The organism is Grimontia sp. SpTr1, assembly GCF_947387585.1.
Taxonomy (GTDB): Bacteria; Pseudomonadota; Gammaproteobacteria; order Enterobacterales; family Vibrionaceae; genus Enterovibrio; species Enterovibrio indicus.
The window spans coordinates 56,021-72,836 of sequence record NZ_CANDOD010000021.1; the positions used below are offsets into that span (position 1 = coordinate 56,021).

Annotated in this window: 12 protein-coding genes; 6 read left to right on the top strand and 6 right to left on the bottom strand. The window is 49.4% G+C overall.

Features of this window, described 5'->3' with window-relative positions; genetic code table 11:
* Window positions 1-45: 45 nt before the first annotated feature.
* The gene (gene phaC / locus QL223_RS22625) at window positions 46-1,869 is read left to right on the top strand and encodes a class I poly(R)-hydroxyalkanoic acid synthase (protein WP_281546040.1); all 1,824 of its coding nucleotides are present in this window, start codon (window positions 46-48) and stop codon (window positions 1,867-1,869) included.
* 60 nt (window positions 1,870-1,929) lie between these two features.
* Here the strand turns inward: phaC and tcdA are convergent, their stop codons facing one another.
* The gene (tcdA, locus tag QL223_RS22630; protein WP_002536327.1) at window positions 1,930-2,730 is read right to left on the bottom strand and encodes a tRNA cyclic N6-threonylcarbamoyladenosine(37) synthase TcdA; all 801 of its coding nucleotides are present in this window, start codon (window positions 2,728-2,730) and stop codon (window positions 1,930-1,932) included.
* Window positions 2,731-2,818: 88 nt separating this feature from the next.
* Window positions 2,819-3,718, bottom strand: a complete 900-nt coding sequence (locus tag QL223_RS22635) for a LysR substrate-binding domain-containing protein (protein WP_002536325.1) — start codon at window positions 3,716-3,718, stop codon at window positions 2,819-2,821.
* A gap of 114 nt (window positions 3,719-3,832) precedes the next feature.
* Here QL223_RS22635 and QL223_RS22640 point away from each other — a divergent pair, with 114 nt between their 5' ends.
* The 3 genes from QL223_RS22640 to QL223_RS22650 all read left to right on the top strand — a co-directional run bounded on the left by QL223_RS22640 (window position 3,833) and on the right by QL223_RS22650 (window position 7,085).
* Window positions 3,833-5,152 (top strand): aspartate aminotransferase family protein, encoded by a 1,320-nt coding sequence (locus QL223_RS22640; RefSeq protein WP_281546041.1) that lies wholly within the window; start codon window positions 3,833-3,835, stop codon window positions 5,150-5,152.
* 9 nt (window positions 5,153-5,161) lie between these two features.
* Entirely contained in the window at window positions 5,162-5,995 is an 834-nt protein-coding gene (locus tag QL223_RS22645; protein ID WP_281546042.1) for a 3-keto-5-aminohexanoate cleavage protein, read from the top strand.
* 151 nt (window positions 5,996-6,146) lie between these two features.
* Window positions 6,147-7,085: a TAXI family TRAP transporter solute-binding subunit gene (locus QL223_RS22650; RefSeq protein ID WP_231590834.1), complete on the top strand. Its 939-nt coding sequence runs from the start codon at window positions 6,147-6,149 to the stop codon at window positions 7,083-7,085.
* Window positions 7,086-7,428: 343 nt separating this feature from the next.
* Here the strand turns inward: QL223_RS22650 and mltA are convergent, their stop codons facing one another.
* Window positions 7,429-8,511, bottom strand: a complete 1,083-nt coding sequence (mltA, locus tag QL223_RS22655) for a murein transglycosylase A (protein WP_281546043.1) — start codon at window positions 8,509-8,511, stop codon at window positions 7,429-7,431.
* A 236-nt stretch (window positions 8,512-8,747) separates the two neighbouring features.
* Here mltA and QL223_RS22660 point away from each other — a divergent pair, with 236 nt between their 5' ends.
* Window positions 8,748-8,969 carry a hypothetical protein gene (locus QL223_RS22660; RefSeq protein ID WP_002536314.1) on the top strand — a complete coding sequence of 74 codons (222 nt, stop codon included), beginning with the start codon at window positions 8,748-8,750 and terminating at the stop codon, window positions 8,967-8,969.
* 7 nt (window positions 8,970-8,976) lie between these two features.
* On the opposite strand, the gene QL223_RS22665 is transcribed toward QL223_RS22660, so the two are convergent.
* A complete protein-coding gene (locus tag QL223_RS22665) occupies window positions 8,977-9,321 on the bottom strand; it encodes a DUF2850 domain-containing protein (protein ID WP_002536313.1) in 345 nt (114 codons plus the stop codon).
* 176 nt (window positions 9,322-9,497) lie between these two features.
* Here QL223_RS22665 and argA point away from each other — a divergent pair, with 176 nt between their 5' ends.
* Complete coding sequence (gene argA, locus QL223_RS22670) at window positions 9,498-10,853, top strand: amino-acid N-acetyltransferase (protein WP_281546044.1); 1,356 nt, start codon at window positions 9,498-9,500, stop codon at window positions 10,851-10,853.
* Here argA and recD read toward each other — a convergent pair.
* Both recD and recB read right to left on the bottom strand, forming a co-directional pair.
* Window positions 10,819-12,816, bottom strand: a complete 1,998-nt coding sequence (recD, locus tag QL223_RS22675; RefSeq protein ID WP_281546045.1) for an exodeoxyribonuclease V subunit alpha — start codon at window positions 12,814-12,816, stop codon at window positions 10,819-10,821. The two genes, argA and recD, sit on opposite strands and share 35 nt — an antisense overlap.
* The gene (recB, locus tag QL223_RS22680; protein WP_281546051.1) at window positions 12,803-16,384 is read right to left on the bottom strand and encodes an exodeoxyribonuclease V subunit beta; all 3,582 of its coding nucleotides are present in this window, start codon (window positions 16,382-16,384) and stop codon (window positions 12,803-12,805) included. The genes recD and recB overlap by 14 nt, the downstream gene beginning before the upstream one ends.
* Between the last annotated feature and the right edge of the window lie 432 nt (window positions 16,385-16,816).

Below are 16,816 nucleotides of genomic sequence, written 5' to 3' on the forward strand. Positions count from 1 at the left end.
CTCGCTGCAGAGGGCGGTGTTGTTTCCGATCAAGAGGGTTTACACATGTATCAGAACTTCTTCTCGGACTACCTTGTAAAACTCCAAGAGAGTAACCAGCAATGGTGGAAGGATCTTGAGCAAGGCAAGGCAGCCGTAAACACCCCCCTGAACAAAGCCATCCAAGAGCAGAGTCTCGAAGACACAGCCAAACTTCTTGAGGGTGCTGCAAATCAACCCGCCGCGATGCTGCAAATTCAAATGCAGTGGTGGGAACAGCAAATGCAAATCTGGCAAAACGTTGCGCTTGCGGCAAACAAAGAAGAAATCGTTACGCCGGAAAAAGACGACAAACGTTTCCAGGACAAAGGCTGGCAGGATGAAGTGTTCTACAACTTCATCAAACAATCTTATCTGCTGTTTGGCCGCACTTATCTCGAAACCATTAACGCGGTGGAAGGATTAGATGACAAAGCCAAAGAGCGCCTGAACTTCTTTTCTCGTCAGGCTATTAATGCCATGTCACCAAGCAACTTCGTGGGCACAAACCCTGAACTGCTTAAGCTGACCATGGAAAAGAACGGCGAGAATCTAGTGAAAGGTCTGCAAAGCCTACAGGAAGATATTGAGTCCAGCTCAGATATCCTGAAGGTTCGCATGACCAACAACAACGCATTCCGTATTGGCGAAGACATTGCCAATACTCAGGGTGATGTTGTGTTCCAGAACGAACTGTTCGAACTTATCCAGTACCGTCCATTGACGAAAACTGTCAATGCAACGCCACTGCTGATCGTGCCGCCGTTCATCAACAAGTACTACATCCTCGATCTTCGCGAGAAGAATTCGATGGTGCGCTGGTTAGTTGAGCAAGGCCACACTGTATTCATGATGTCTTGGCGCAACCCAGGTGTTGAGCAAAAAGACGTTGAATTCGGTGACTACGTGACTGAAGGTGTTGTGAAGGCGGTGTCTGCGATTGAGGACATCACAGGCCAATCACAAATCAACGCTGCCGGTTACTGTATCGGTGGTACTGTGCTGGCAAGCACTATTGCGTACTACGCTGCAAAACGCATGAAAGCACGCATCAAGTCGGCCTCTTTCTTCACAACTCTGCTCGATTTCGCGCAACCAGGTGAAGTAGGTGCTTACATCAATGACAGCGTGATCAGTGCGATTGAGCTGCAAAACACGGCACGTGGTTATATGGATGGCCGCTCACTGAGCGTGACCTTCAGCTTGCTGCGCGAAAACAGCCTGTACTGGAACTACTACATCGATAACTACCTCAAGGGCAACAGCCCGGTAGACTTCGATCTTCTGTACTGGAACAGTGACAGCACCAACGTCGCAGCAGCAACACATAACTTTATGCTTCGCGAGCTGTACCTGAACAACAAACTGGTTCAGGACAAAAGCGTGAAAGTGGGTGGCGTTTGGATTGATTTGAACAAAATCAAAATCCCTACCTACTTCATCTCAACCAAAGAAGACCATATTGCACTTTGGCAAGGGACTTACCGTGGCGCACTGAATGTGGGCGGCAACAAGACCTTTGTATTGGGTGAGTCCGGCCACATTGCTGGCATTGTGAACCATCCAGCGAAAGGCAAGTACGGTTACTGGGTGAACGATGAACTGAGTGAGTCTGCAGACGAGTGGTTTGAATCTGCGGAACACACTGCCGGTTCTTGGTGGACTCATTGGGATGAGTGGCTATCTGCTTACAATCCGAAGGAAAAGATCGAGCCTTATGCACAAGGTTCAGAGAACTTCCCTGTACTCGGTGTTGCACCAGGTAACTACGTGAAGCAAGTGCTTCCGATTCAGCCTGAAACTGAAGCCAAACCTGCTGCAAAAAAAGCACGCGCTAAAGCTGACGCTTAATGCTCCAAAACCAAAATGGCCGCGAACGTTCGCGGCCTTTTTTTGTGCTTTTTAAAGCAGCTATTTTTTCGCTGTCAGTTTGGTGATGATGCGTGAAACGGCGACAAAGCCAAACGTCGCGGTGACCATGGTTGCCGCTCCGAAACCGCTGGCACAATCCATTCGCTTTGGTCCTTCTGCCGTCGCTTTGGTCTCACATACAGAGCCGTCTGGCTGAGGATACTTCAACTGCTCGGTCGAGAACACGCAATCAATACCAAACTTGCGCCCTTGAGTTTTGGTGAAGTTATGGAAACGGCGAAGGTTATTGCGAAGTTTTGCCGCCAGTGGATCTTGAATCGTTTTAGTCAGATCCGCGACCTGAATTTGGGTCGGATCAATCTGCCCACCAGCACCACCTACTGTGATGATTTTGATCTTATTGCGCTTACAGTAGGCCAACAATGCCGTTTTTGGCTTGATGCTATCGATGGCATCAAGCACGTAGTCATAGTCTTTGGTGATGTATTCTGGAATGTTGTCTTCAGAGATAAAGTCGTCAATCAGGTTGATTTTACAATCCGGGTTGATTGCCCGAACACGCTCAGCCATCACCTCGATTTTGCTTTGACCCACAGTGCCAGACATAGCGTGAATTTGACGATTGATGTTGGTAACACACACGTCATCCATATCAATCAGTGTCAACTCGCCAATACCGCTTCGAGCCAGCGCTTCAACTGCCCATGATCCCACTCCACCAATACCGATCACGCAAACGTGCGACTGGCGCAAAATCTCAAGCTCAGTGGCGCCATACAGACGGCGAGTACCGCCGAAGCGTTGCTGATAGCTTTCCGATGCAGGTTGAGTTGTTGTCATAGTAGTTCGCTCTGTTGCTCGATTTTCGACGTGGACTGCGGTTTATACTCGCTTGGACGCAAAATGTCCATGACTCCCAAAACCGCAGTCACGAGTGATTAATGCGCACTGGCATCAACTCTTGTTTCAACCAGTCTATTACCTGTTTCACTGGCCCCAATCGTCGTTTATAGCCATGGCTAAACAGAAAGTAGCCATACAAACTGTCGAAGCTCAATGAAAGTGGGTTGCTCACTTCCTGGCAATCTAACGCATCTTGAATCAAAAACTGGGGTATCAGCGCCATTCCTTCATGATGCTTCACAGCCTCCAGTGCCATGTAAAAGTGCTCAAAGCCAGCGCCATAGTTGGGGCCGTTAGGTGCGACTTTTAGCTCATGCCAGAACTGGTTCCATATTTGGGGACGGGTAATATGGCTGATGGCATTGAGCGGCAAAAGATCTTCCAGTGACTCTGCATCAGAAACCAAGAATGAGGAAGCCACCAGCATCAGCCTTTCTCTCACTAAAAGCTCCGCTTCTTCTTCATGGGTCGACAAGGGCAAACAATGAATCGCGATATCGCTTTGATATCGGTTATGGCTGTCCGACGTCACACTAGCACGGACCGCCAGTTCAATGTTCGGATAAGCTTGCCTAAATGCCGCCAAGCGAGGGATCAACCACATACTCGCCATCGAAGGTGGTACCGATATTTCGATACGGTTCTTGGTTTCTGATGTCTGCATGACGGTCGATGTAGCGTGCTGGAGGTTTTCCAGCGCTTCGACCACGGAAGGCAAATAGCGTCTTCCCGCGTCTGTCAGCTCGACCTTTCCGCCAGTACGTTCAAACAGTGAACACCCCATCAATTCTTCCAAATGAAGGATTTGTTTACTGATAGCACTTTGTGTCAGGTTTAACAGTTTCGCCGCTTTTGAAAAACTCAATGTTTGCGCCACCACCGTAAAGGTTCGCAAGGTTTTCATTGGCGGAATAGGCATTGCCATATAGCTACCCTATGAATTTTAGGCATACCCTCCGAATTTATATCGTTTGCTGTTCAATTTCCAACCTGTTCATACTGAGCATTATAACAACGATACATTTTGCTCAGGAAAACCATGACACACATACTACAAAGACACTGTCACTCTGACTTACCTGTCGTCGCAGGCGGCAGAGGTGTATTTCTTGTTGATAGTGAAGGACGTCAATACCTCGATGGATGCGGCGGTGCTGCTGTATCTTGCCTCGGACACAGCCATCGCGGCGTACTAGGTGCGATAGAAAATCAATTGCACACTATTCCATATGCTCATACTGGATTTTTCACCTCGCCAGCAGCGGAAGAATTGGCTGCACGTTTGGCAGACAAAGCGCCAGGCCCTTTAAACCATGTTTATTTGGTCAGCGGTGGCTCTGAAGCCGTAGAAGCCGCACTTAAAATGGCGCGCCAATACTTCCTTGAGAAAGGCGAAACCTCTCGAACACGATTCATCGCGCGCCGCCAGAGCTACCACGGTAATACGCTTGGTGCGCTGGGGGTTGGGGGGAACATGTGGCGCAAAAAGCCCTTCGCGCCTCTGATGCAAAATGGTGAGTTGATTGCACCATGCTATGCCTATCGGGATAAGCGTGACGATGAAACCGACTTTGATTACGGACAACGCGTGGCCAATGAACTTGAAGAGAGATTATTGGCTGTCGGCCCAGAAACTGTGATTGCGTTTGTGGCCGAACCCGTGGTTGGCGCGACCGCTGGCGCTCTGGTCGCTGAGAAAGGTTACTTCAAACGCATCCGCGAAATTTGTGACAAGTACGGTGTCTTGCTCATCCTCGATGAAGTGATGTGTGGGTGTGGCCGCACTGGCACTTATTTTGCCTATGAGCAGGAAGATATCGTTCCTGATCTGGTGACCATGGCAAAAGGACTCGCTGCAGGTTACCAGCCTATTGGCGCGGTGATGATCCACGACAAAATCTATGAAGCGATTTTCCATGGCACGGGATATTTCCAGCATGGGCACACTTTTATGGCTCATCCTTTGGCATGTGCCGCAGCGTGTGCCACGCTTGATGCACTGGAAGACGGCGTGCTCAGTGAAGTGACTGAACGGGGTCGTTATCTGGTCAAACAGTTAAACAATACATTGGGCGATCACCCTTTTGTCGGGGACATCCGCGGACGTGGCATGTTCATCGGCCTGGAGTTTGTGCAAGACAAAGCGTCAAAAACACCGTTTGACCCTTCGCGCCCACTCCACGCACAGGTGAAAAAGACTGCGATGGCGAATGGCCTGATGTGCTACCCCATGGGCGGTACCATTGATGGTAAACGCGGTCATCACATTCTGTTGGCTCCACCATTTATCATCACAGAGAACGAAATTGACGAGCTGGTAAAACGTTTGGCCGTCACATTAGACAACGTATTCGCATAGGAACGTCGGGTGCAAAAAGGAAGAACCATTATTGTTGCGCCGAATGGTGCAAGACGTGGCAAGGAAGACCATCAACAATTGCCAATGACCATTGACGAAATGGCCGTATGCTTAACGCAGTGTCACCAAGCTGGTGCTGCGATGGCTCACATGCATGTGCGTGATGGACAGGGCAAGCATTCACTGGATGTTGGGCTGAATAAAGAGTGGCTCGTGGAAACACGGGCCCGTTTTGATTCTGACATGGTCATCCAACTGACGACCGAGGCAGTTGGACTGTATCAACCCGAAGAACAAATGGCTTTGGTACGAGGCACCGAGCCGGAAGCTGTCTCCCTCGCCCTTCGCGAACTTCGCCCCAACGCTGCGTTTGAAAAAGACGCCAGCCGTTTCTTTTACGAGCTCAATGAGCGACGTATCTATGTGCAGTACATTTTGTATGACGCTGCAGATTTGTCGCTTTACTTTCAAATGGTTAATGACAAGACGTTGCCTAATAGTGGTCATCACCTACTATTGGTACTAGGCAAGTACAAAAAAGACATGTTGTCAGCACCAACTGATTTGCTCGAATTTGATATTAAACGCATAACCAGCGAGGGAATTTCGTGGGCGACCTGTGCATTTGGAGAACATGAGCATCAATGTCTAAGTGCAGCGATGTCATTGGGAGGAGATGTACGCGTTGGTTTCGAAAATAATCTAATGAATTTAATGGGACAGTGTGCGGATAATAATGCAGAACTTGTACAGCAAATCGCCGTTATGTCTCAAAACATGGGTTTATATATCAACTCTGCAGAAGATTTAAGAAAAAATATCTCCTGTAGCTTTGAACCGTGAGGCGCATCTCTTGCGATCGAAAAACTAACTATCAGATAATTTCGGCGCAATATGGGCTCACAAATTATTAACAGCGGACTCTCACCGCGTTAGCAATCACATCATCGACAAGGACTAAAGCATGAAAGCGTTAAAACCAACTTTGGCCGCAATGAGCTTTGCAGCTGCTTTAACTGCCGTACCCGCACAAGCTAATCAATTCGTTACTATCGGTACTGGTGGTGTCACTGGTGTTTACTATCCAACAGGTGGTGCAATCTGCCGTCTGGTAAACAAAACCAAGAAAGAACACGGCATCCGTTGTTCGGTTGAGTCTACCGGTGGTTCTATCTACAACATCAACACCATCCGCGCTGGCGAGCTGGACATGGGTATCGCCCAGTCTGACTGGCAATTCCACGCTTACAATGGCTCAAGCAAATTCCAAGACCAAGGTGCTTACAAAGACCTGCGCGCAGTCTTCTCTGTTCACCCAGAACCGTTCACTGTTGTTGCACGTGCAGACTCAGGCATCAAAACATTTGATGACCTGAAAGGCAAGCGTGTCAACGTGGGTAACCCTGGTTCAGGCCAGCGCGGTACTATCGAAGTACTGATGGGTGAAATGGGCTGGACCATGGACGACTTCAAGCAGGTTTCTGAGCTGAAAGCCGCTGAGCAGTCTAAAGCGCTGTGTGATAACAAAATCGACGCAATGGTTTACACCGTGGGTCACCCAAGTGGTGCAATTCAAGAAGCAACCACTGCGTGTGATAGCGTGATTGTTGAAGTGAACAACGCAGCATCTAACAAGCTGGTTTCTGACAACGACTACTACCGTACTGCGACTATCCCAGGCGGCATGTACCGTGGTAACGACGGTGACGTTCAAACCTTCGGTGTTGGTGCAACTTTTGTTTCTTCAGCTGAAGTACCAGAAGACGTTATCTACAACGTAACCAAAGCGGTATTTGAGAACTTTGATGACTTCCGTCGTCTGCACCCAGCATTCGCAAACCTGAAGAAAGAAGAAATGGTTTCTGACGGTCTGTCTGCACCTCTGCACCCTGGCGCAGCGAAATACTACAAAGAAGTTGGCCTGATCAAATAAGCCACTCTTTCCAAATGAAAAAGGCGGGTTTCAAACCCGCCTTTTTTGTCTCTATTGGTTAGGGGCTGTTGACCTTTGGTGGTTAAATTTTGTTCTCGCTATAAGCGTTTTAGGCGCGGCGAGTTGTGTGCCGCATAGTCATTCTAAGCAAATACACCTCAACAAAGCATAAAACGCTTAGAGTACGGGACGCGCAGTCGAACCCTTCGGGCAGCGTTTGTGGGGAATTTCTGCTGCGTTATCAGCGTCTCATGTAGGCTAGCTACACATCGAAGCCTCTGCCTTGCATAAAATCCCCACAAACTGCTGCAAAAATCACCACCGAAGGTCAACAGCCCCTATGTTACTGCTGAACAGAATCTTCAGTCTCAACTGGCTTTGTCAGCTTCCACACACGCCCGAAGTGTTTGTGATGGCCGGCTTTAATACCCGCTTCTTCCCCCATACCATGGTAAAGATCGAGGTGATTTTTCTTCACAGCGCCACCTGTATCCAGTGCCATCAGCAATTTCAGTACATGCTGACCGTTCCAGTTACCTTCCTCATTGAGCTGAGGCACTTCTGCCAGTAACACTGTGCCCATTGGCAAAAATTCACGGTCAGCAGCCACTGACGCACCGGACAACAACGGAATACCCGCAGTCCCTGTCACGGGATGCGCCGCTTTAGGGGCGAAGAAAACAAATGATGGATTCTGATTGAGCAACTCAATCACTGTGGGTTCGTCTTGCTGTGCGACCCAGTCTTTAATGGCTTTCAGTGACATTTTTTCACGCGGCACTTCATCACGTTCGATCAACACTTTGCCAATGCTGACATAAGGGTGGCCGTTTTTACCACCGTAGGCAAAGTACTCAAGCTGGTCGTTATCGCCAAAGTGAATGAAACCACTGCCCTGCACTTCCATGATGAAGTTGTCGATCAACGATGCACTGTAACCCAGTTCCAAACCCAAACCATCGAGCGCGCCGTTGTAGATCTCTTCACGTGTCGGACACTTTTCATCGCACTGAGGCATGGCGTATACCGGATAACGGAACAAGGCATCCGGCTCGTGGCGCATTTCAATCACTGGAGAGAAGTAGCCGGTAAACAGCACATTGCCATAACCGTCACCGCCGCCCATCTGCTCAAGAGACAAACCGTAGTCGCTCAATGCCGTTGGCTCTCCACTTTCTGCCAACCAGGCTTTCACACTTTCATAAACGGCCTGATTCGCTTTCGTCAATGAAGGAGAGCGAGACTCAACCTTCTCCAGTTGAGCCGGAAACAAAGAGTAGTCTCGGGATTTATCCGAGGCAACTTGCTCGACCGGATTAAGAACTTGATTAAAACGCCCATCAACATATTGCTGACCTCGGTCAGTGGGACGCGCACACGCGGCAAGGAGTAGGGAAATGCCGACAACAGAAAGTGCCTTTTTCACAGGTCATCCTGAATCAGAAAACAATGAAAAAGAGGGTGACAGAACCCTGTCTTTTCTGCAATCAAAAGGCGAGATAGACCGCATAAACCCTCAAAATTACTGGGAGATATAATGCGATCGAAAGCATATGCGCCGAACTTTGAAACACTTTGTCACATTTCTGTCATAGAAATTCGTTTAAATCCGATGAAAAGAAAATGTCTTAAAAACTAAACACATTCGTAAAGGAGTACGGTATGGACTTAAAAGTAGGACGTAAGACGCTGCTCGACACTGACTCTATCGAGTATCAATGGATTCGCACGTTAGCCAGTGACGGTAGCAGCGATGAAATGATTAATAACAGCATTCGCCGGTGCCTCGGTGGGAATGAAGATATCGCAGATCGGATTCGCCGTGTGGCACTTGGCTTGTGCCCCGTGACTGAACTATTGAGAGTATTACCCGCAAACTATTGATTGAGCGTCAACGCTTCGTAAATGGTGTGCTGTAGTGGTAAGGCTTTTCTCTTTGTAACGTATTTTTATCTTCCACGGTGTAAAGGTAGGTATTATTTCCCACCGTATAAATGAGTTTGCTGCCAGTAAACTCATAGTAACTGGTCGTGCGGGCACCTTTTATATAGATACCATCTTTTCGCACTTCGAACTTGTCCGCAGCGTACGACGGCACACCCTGCTCAACCCATTCACCGTATATGATTGTTTGGTCCACTTCAGTGAAGATAGGAATATCATTTGCCACCAGGTAGCCAATGGCCCCCGAAATCAACACGACGAAAAGCGTTAAAGATTGTCCGACGATACCCACAAATAAACTCTCAAATAAGAGACAAACTCTCAATTACTAACAATAATATTATAAAAAGGACATCACTGCCGACCAAATCAGGCATCCAATGTTTGAATCCGTGTCACGCCCCTTGCCAAATCTAGAATAATTAGTCACTATCACAGCATATAAAGTCACAATCATGGAGTAAGGTGTTGAAACTTCGCAGTACAGCACTCGTAAATGGATTTAGGCAATCAGCGCCTTATGTGAACGCACACCAGAACAAAACCATCGTTGTCATGCTAGGTGGTGAAGCGATTGCAGACCCCAATTTCAGCAATATTGTCAATGATATAGCTCTTCTTAACAGCCTGGGTTTGCGGCTGGTATTGGTGTATGGCGCCCGCCCTCAAATCAGTCAGAACCTTGCTAAGCAAGGGGTTGAGACGCCTTACCATAAAGGTGTTCGTGTCACAGATTCTGCTGCACTCGAAGTGGTAAAACAAGCTGCAGGTCAGCTCCAACTCGATATCACTGCCCGCCTTTCCATGAGTCTAAATAACACGCCCATGGCTGGCGCGCAGATCAACGTGGTCAGCGGGAACTTTGTGATTGCACAACCACTTGGCGTGGATGAGGGTATAGATTACTGCCATAGCGGGCGGATCCGCCGGATCGATATTGATGGCATTCATCGACAGCTCGATCAACACTCGATCGTTCTACTCGGTCCAGTCGCCAGTTCGGTAACTGGCGAGTGCTTTAACCTCACTTCTGAAGAAGTGGCTACCCAGCTTGCGATTCGCCTTAATGCTGACAAGTTGATTGGCTTTTGTTCGCTGCAAGGTGTGATTGGCCCTAATGGCAATGTGCTTTCAGAACTTTTCCCTCATCAGGCCGAAGAAATACTGCGTCAACGAGCGACTGCAGGTGATGAAAACTCAGGCACAGTCAGATTCCTGCGTGGTGCGGTCGCGGCATGCCGTTCAGGCGTGCCAAGAAGTCACCTTCTCAGCTATAAGGTTGATGGTTCCTTGATTCAGGAGCTCTTCTCGGTTGAAGGCATCGGTACCCAGATTGTGACCGAAAGTGCCGAGCGTATTCGTCAAGCAACCATTGATGATATCGGCGGTATTTTGGAACTTATCCGCCCTTTAGAAGAGCAAGGTATTCTGGTGAGACGCTCACGGGAGCAGCTTGAACAGGAAATTCCCCGTTTTACTGTGATCGACCGAGATGAAAGGATTATCGGTTGTGCAGCGCTTTACCCGTATCCCGAGTCACAAACAGCAGAAATGGCCTGTGTTGCCGTTCATCCTGAATACCGTGATAGCGACCGCGGCACCAACCTGCTTCAATATATCCAGCAGCAGGCGGTGCAATCGGGTATCAAAACGATTTTTGTGCTGACCACCCGCAGTATTCACTGGTTCCGTGAGCACGGGTTTGTAGAAGCCGATGTCACTGCACTGCCGGATGCCAAGCAAGAACTTTACAACCTGCAGCGCCGCTCCAAGATACTGACCCTCGCACTTAACGGACGTGTAATGCGTCTGCCAAGCCGCTAAACCGCTGCGTTTTCCGTTTCACCGCCCGCGCCAAACTGGTGCGGGTGGCATAAACATCCAATCTGTCTTTTGCCCGTGTCACACCGGTATACACCAGCTCTCTTGTCATGACGGGGGTCGGGGTAGGTGGCAACATCAAAATGGTATGACTGAATTCAGACCCCTGGGATTTGTGAATTGTCATTGCATATGCCGTTTGATGCTCAGGAAGACGGCTTGGCAGAAAGGCCTTTACTGAACCGTCCGCCATTTCAAACACCACACGAAGCCCTTCTTCCTGTTTCACCACAATGCCGATATCACCATTGTAGAGGCCAAGACCATGGTCATTTTGCGTCACCATAATGGGTCTTCCGGGATAAAAAATCTCTTCCCCTGGTGCGATCAAACCCGTTTTGGTCAGCGCTTTTTCAATTGCTGTGTTCAAGCCTTTCACCCCAAACGGGCCGTCTGAAAGCGCACATAGCAGGCGGATATCAGAGAAATGTTTCAGCAAGGTGCGGTTATCTGCACCCTCTGATAATGCCGAGAGATAGCAGCGGTACCCGTTGACCACCATAGCAATGGCTTCGCCATACACATCGCCATCAAGATCATGAAGGGCTATATCACTAAAGCCTTGTTGCAGCACCCTTTCAACCCAGCGTGTTTCGCCGGCGTTAATGGCATAGGCCAGTTGGCCAACACCGGATTTAGCATGGAAGCGGTAGCTTTTGCGCAGCAAACATACGCCATCAGACACAGCAGGTACAGAAGCTTCCTGCGGTAAACAAAAGCCTGTCAGTGACGCTAAGGTCTTTGCGCGTTCAGCACTAAAACCACTTCCGGCATGCAGACAGATATCACCCAACACAGCACCCGCCTCAACAGAAGCTAACTGGTCGCGATCTCCCAGAAGAATCACTCTGGCATGCTGAGGCAATGCCGCGAGCAATCGGGCCATCATAGGCAAATCAACCATGGATGCTTCATCTACCACCAGCACATCAAGGTGAAGACGGTTGCCAGCATGATGTCGAAACTCAACACGGTTTGGAATGGCACCAAGCAATCGGTGAATGGTTGATGCCTGAGTCGGAATTTTGTCTCTCACCTCATTGCTCACCGGCAATGCCGCAACGGCTTTTCCGATGGATTCGGTCAGACGGTTGGCCGCTTTCCCCGTCGGTGCCACCAGCTTGATTTCAGGGCCATTCGGGTTGTCGCTACTGCTGACGATCGCCGCCAGAAGCTTCGCCACTGTTGTCGTCTTACCCGTTCCAGGGCCGCCAGAAATCACTGCGAAGCGATAACTTAGCGCCACGGCAGCCGCGACTTTCTGCCAGTTCAATCGTGCCGAGTCTGGCACTAGACTCAGCACCTCAGCATCCGTGGCTTTTGCATCTAACGCCTTTTTCAGCGCGTCTATATCGACCTGTGTCAGATCGTTGATGTCGAAGAAGTCGGCCAGTTTCTCCGCCTTTTCGTTGTCTTCCCATGTGCTGTAGAACTGACGAAGCAAAGCCATATCCGGTAGGAAAAGATCGTTCAACACGCCACGCAGCGTCATCGGCACAGGAAGCTCAGTGGCACGTGCTGTAATTTCGTTAGTCACCAGACGTTCTGCAGCCCAATAACGATGAAGGTAGAGGCGGGAACCACTCAGCACCATAGGTGTCGGTACACTTCCATCACCGACAACCGGAGATGCGGACACCAACGCGAGCGCATTTTCACGTGTCATCAAGATGGCAAGTTCCGCGGATTCCGCGGGCATCACGTCAAAAAGTCTAGCGCTGTCTAATGCTGCAAGATCAACACAGACATTACCTTTACCCAGCTCAAAGCTGACCAAAGCCGCCCAGCCCACCATGGGAGATTCAACGTCCCCAAGCTGCTCACCGATAAACTGGGAAAACTGACGGTCGATAGCTCTGATGGCTTTACGTTTATACAGCGCGTTGAGTTTTTCACTTATCGCCATTTAGGCACTCTCCATCAGAAAGCTGTCCTTCGCCGGAAAAAATGGCATCAAGACCATCGAGAAGCTCAAGGGAAGGTGAGGTGTAAAAAATGCCATGGCGAGTACCCGCTTCAATACCACGAACAAAGAGATAGAAAACACCGCCAAGATGGCGTTCAGGTGAGTAATCAGGTATACGCTGTCGCAGGAATCGATGCAGGGCGAGTGAGTAAATCTGGTATTGGAAATCGTAGCGGTGATCCGCCATGGCATCTGCCAGCGCCTCCTCAGTGTAATCGGCAGGCGAATCTCCAAGATAGTTGGACTTCCAGTCCAACACGTAATAACGCCCCTGCCAGCAGAACACTAAGTCGATAAAACCTTTCAGCATGCCACTGGCGGTATCAAAGTGAAGCTCACCAGCCTGCGCTGAAAGAGGATCGTGTTCGGCAATTAACCGGTTCACACGGCCACTATCAAGCCTTTCCACCGGCATCACGAATTCCATCTCGGTCAATCTTGCGGGTTCATCGACCTCAGACAGCATCAATCCTTCGTCATTAAGAGGTTGAGATACGACATCAGACAACAATTTCTGCAATACAGGTATCCAGCTTTCGTCGTAGTTTTCGAGCAGCAGGTGATGGCGGATCATCTCGGCCACTTCCTCGCTGAACATGTCTTGCCCAAACTCGACGTTCTCAAACAAGGTGTGCAGGAAAGTTCCCGGACGCGCACCTTTCGGAAACTGGAATATGGTAGGCGCGCTGTCGGTCTCCGTCTCGCTTTCTTCGTGCTGCTCTTCTGCAGCATCAATATCAAAGGCAGGTAAATCGGGTAGCGCACTGCTGTGGCCTTGCTTGACTAAACCGGAATAGCTGGTCAAGCGCCAATCGCGGCGGATACGCCCTTCGAAGGTTCGCGCTTCAATGACGTCATCATCCGCCAACTCTGGCTCCAATTTGCCGTCCACCACTTTAGGCGGTGAGGTTTTCTCAATGCCGTCGCAACTCTCTGCCAAGAAATCAACCGCAGCAACCAACCCCGCTGCATCTGATGCCTCACCTTTTTGAATCAGGTAACCCAGTGCCGATTTATGAAGCCCGGTATCACCGGAAGATTTTCTCCCATCTTTGAGCGGTGCCAGACCAATAAAGCAGCCGTAGACGGCACGGGTCAGAGCAACGTAAACGAGTCGGAGATCTTCGGCCAAACGCTCTTTATCTGCCTGTTCAATAGCAAAGTCAGGTTCAGTCAACGACAGCACTGGCTTATGGTCTTCATCATGGAAAAATGGTCTGTCTGACGGACGGAAATTGCAGGCGAACGGTAAGTAAACCAGATCGTATTCCAGACCTTTAGATTTGTGGATGGTGACGATTTGCACCAAGTCACGCTCAGACTCCAAACGCACCTGCTGCTCTTCACTGTTACCGTTAGGGTTATCGATATGGTCAGCCAGCCAACGGATAAGGGCATGATGGCTATCCAATGTCTGGCTTGCCTGCTGCAAAAGTTCGCCTAGATGCATCAGGTCAGTGAGTGCCCGCTCACCATTGTCTTCACAAAGTAAGCGTTCCGCGATACCACGGCGTTGCATCACCTGACGGAGCATGGGCATCACGCCTCGGGTAAACCATACCGTTTGGTAGGTAGAAAACTCCATCACCGCCCTCTCCCACGCTTTTTCGTCATGGTTCAAGGTATCGATTTCACTGGCCGTCAGCGCAAATAGGCCGCTTGCCAGTGCAGCACGAAGTGTTCGCTCACTATCAGGAGTCAGTACCGCAGCAAGTAGCCTTTGAACATCCGCTGCCAGATGGCTTGAGAACACGCTGTCGCGATTCGAGAGGTAAACGGAAGCAATGCCCTGCCTTGCCAATGCAATCTTTACTTTGGCGGCCTCGCTACCAGTTCTCACCAGAACTGCAATATCTCCTGCCTGAATAAGCTTGCGTTTTTCACGTTTGCAGAAATGCGCGTTACCTTCCTGTGCTTTCGTCAGCAACTCTCGGATACTGCTCGCCGTGGCATGGGCCATTTGCTTTTCGTAATCCGCTTTCGAAACCAGATCTGCCGTTTCATCCAGCCAAAGGGTCATCGAGGCTTGTTGATTACCATTGACCTCCCAATAGCGTTCATCAGCCCCCGGCGAGTAAGCGACAGCAGTAAAAGGAATATCTTCGTTATAGATAAAAGGCGATTCCGCATTTTGAAAGACATGATTGACCGCTTTTACCACCCCTGCCGTCGAACGCCAGTTGGTGCCAAGGTTGTAATGGTCGGCCACCTGACGGCGTGCATGGATGTAAGTGAAAATATCAGCACCACGGAAAGCATAAATCGCCTGCTTAGGGTCCCCAATCATAAAGAGGCCACATTCAGGCTGCTCGGCATAAATATCGCTGAATATTTGGTATTGCTGAGGGTCGGTATCCTGGAATTCGTCAATCATGGCGACCGGATACAATGTGCGGATACGTTCAGCCAGAATGCCTTCACTGTCACTTTCCAGTGCCGATGAAAGCTGTGACAGTAAGTCATCGAATGACAACCAACCAAAGCGTCGTTTTTCTTGAGCCAGTAATGTTCTCACCTGACGAATGGCGTGTGCCGTCAACGCATCTTTCAGTGTTGGTGGGTTGGCCACCAGCATATCAATTGCCTCAAAAACCGGATGCGTCGGCACTTCGCCTTTCTTGGTTTTCTCTGCCAGCATTGACGCAGAAAAGCGCTCAAGGTTTTTCGGCAATTCATAGCTGGTTGTTGAACGAGACGCCCAGTCCGTGACTTCAGAAAGCCAGTTTGGCAGCGATTTTTTACTGTAGCTGCGTTTATCAACGCCTGATCCTGAGATCAAAGCTTCAAGATCAGCGGCAGCTTCTCGCCACAGTCCTTTCACCTCTTCGATTTTGGCCAGGTTCTCCTGATGCAAGTCATCGAGGTTTTCCGGCATATCCGGCGCTTTGATGGTGACCAGCGGTCCAGAGAGATAAGTGCTAATGTCTTTCAGCAGTGACAGTGGTGCTTCCCAGTAACCCCGCACGACACCCGCGAGCGATTTGGGCAATGGATAGAACTGGCGTCGCCAGTAATCCGAAACCGCACGTTCGCGTAAAGCGCTCTCATCAGTAATGAACTCATTGGTAAACAGGCTGCCCGACTCGAAAGCATTTTGGGTCAGCATACGCTGACAGAAACCGTGAATGGTGTAGATCGCCGCTTCATCCATCTGGCGCTCGGCTTGCAGAAGCAAACGCTCTGCGTGTGAATAATCCTGCACCTCTTCCAGTAGCGGTTTGATCACCGGATCTTCGCTGTGCCCTCGACTGAACGCGAGACGGGCATCATGGATACGCGCGCGGATACGATCACGAAGCTCCTGAGTGGCCGCTTCGGTAAAGGTCACCACCAGAATCTGATCAACACTCAGCGGCGAAGCGTGCGCTGAATCTTCGGCGCCATGCCCCAACAGTAGTCGCAAATACAGACCCGCAATGGTGAAGGTTTTCCCCGTACCAGCAGACGCTTCAATCAGCCTCTGTCCGTGAAGAGGAAATGACATGGGGTCAAGAAGTTGGGTAGGCATGCACTGTTGGCTCAAAGGGGAATAATGTCCCTAGTTTATACCCAAACCACCTGAAAATGCTCGCTTTCAGAGTTCATTGTTCGGTTCAATTCGAGGCTAATTTCACGATAAATAGTCATTCCATTTCCATAGAGGCGAATGAAGGAATACAAGCGTTGAAACTCTCTCTTTAAGCGAGTTATCTGAGTCAAAAACACGCAGTTTGTGTAGAGATATTAATACTGTGACATTTTGTCATTGGACTGCAGACGCTGAAATCATCTACTTCCTTTACAATCACGTTGCAAAAACTGGACATTTTATGCAATGAAAAATAAGTCTGCGAAGCAGATCAATCAAAAACAATTATCATTACGAGTCTATCTATTGATAGTTTGCTCCAATTGAGTAACCCTTCGTGTTTCATTTTCGTTACGGACATCTAAATACACG

What these genes read in the sequence shown, in the direction of transcription:
- phaC (WP_281546040.1), top strand. Translation starts at nt 46, where the DNA reads ATGTATCAGAACTTCTTCTCGGACTACCTTGTAAAACTCCAAGAGAGT.
- QL223_RS22640 (WP_281546041.1), top strand. Translation starts at nt 3,833, where the DNA reads ATGACACACATACTACAAAGACACTGTCACTCTGACTTACCTGTCGTC.
- tcdA (WP_002536327.1), bottom strand. Translation starts at nt 2,730, where the DNA reads ATGACAACAACTCAACCTGCATCGGAAAGCTATCAGCAACGCTTCGGC.
- recD (WP_281546045.1), bottom strand. Translation starts at nt 12,816, where the DNA reads ATGGCGATAAGTGAAAAACTCAACGCGCTGTATAAACGTAAAGCCATC.
- QL223_RS22650 (WP_231590834.1), top strand. Translation starts at nt 6,147, where the DNA reads ATGAGCTTTGCAGCTGCTTTAACTGCCGTACCCGCACAAGCTAATCAA.
- recB (WP_281546051.1), bottom strand. Translation starts at nt 16,384, where the DNA reads ATGCCTACCCAACTTCTTGACCCCATGTCATTTCCTCTTCACGGACAG.
- QL223_RS22635 (WP_002536325.1), bottom strand. Translation starts at nt 3,718, where the DNA reads ATGGCAATGCCTATTCCGCCAATGAAAACCTTGCGAACCTTTACGGTG.
- QL223_RS22660 (WP_002536314.1), top strand. Translation starts at nt 8,748, where the DNA reads ATGGACTTAAAAGTAGGACGTAAGACGCTGCTCGACACTGACTCTATC.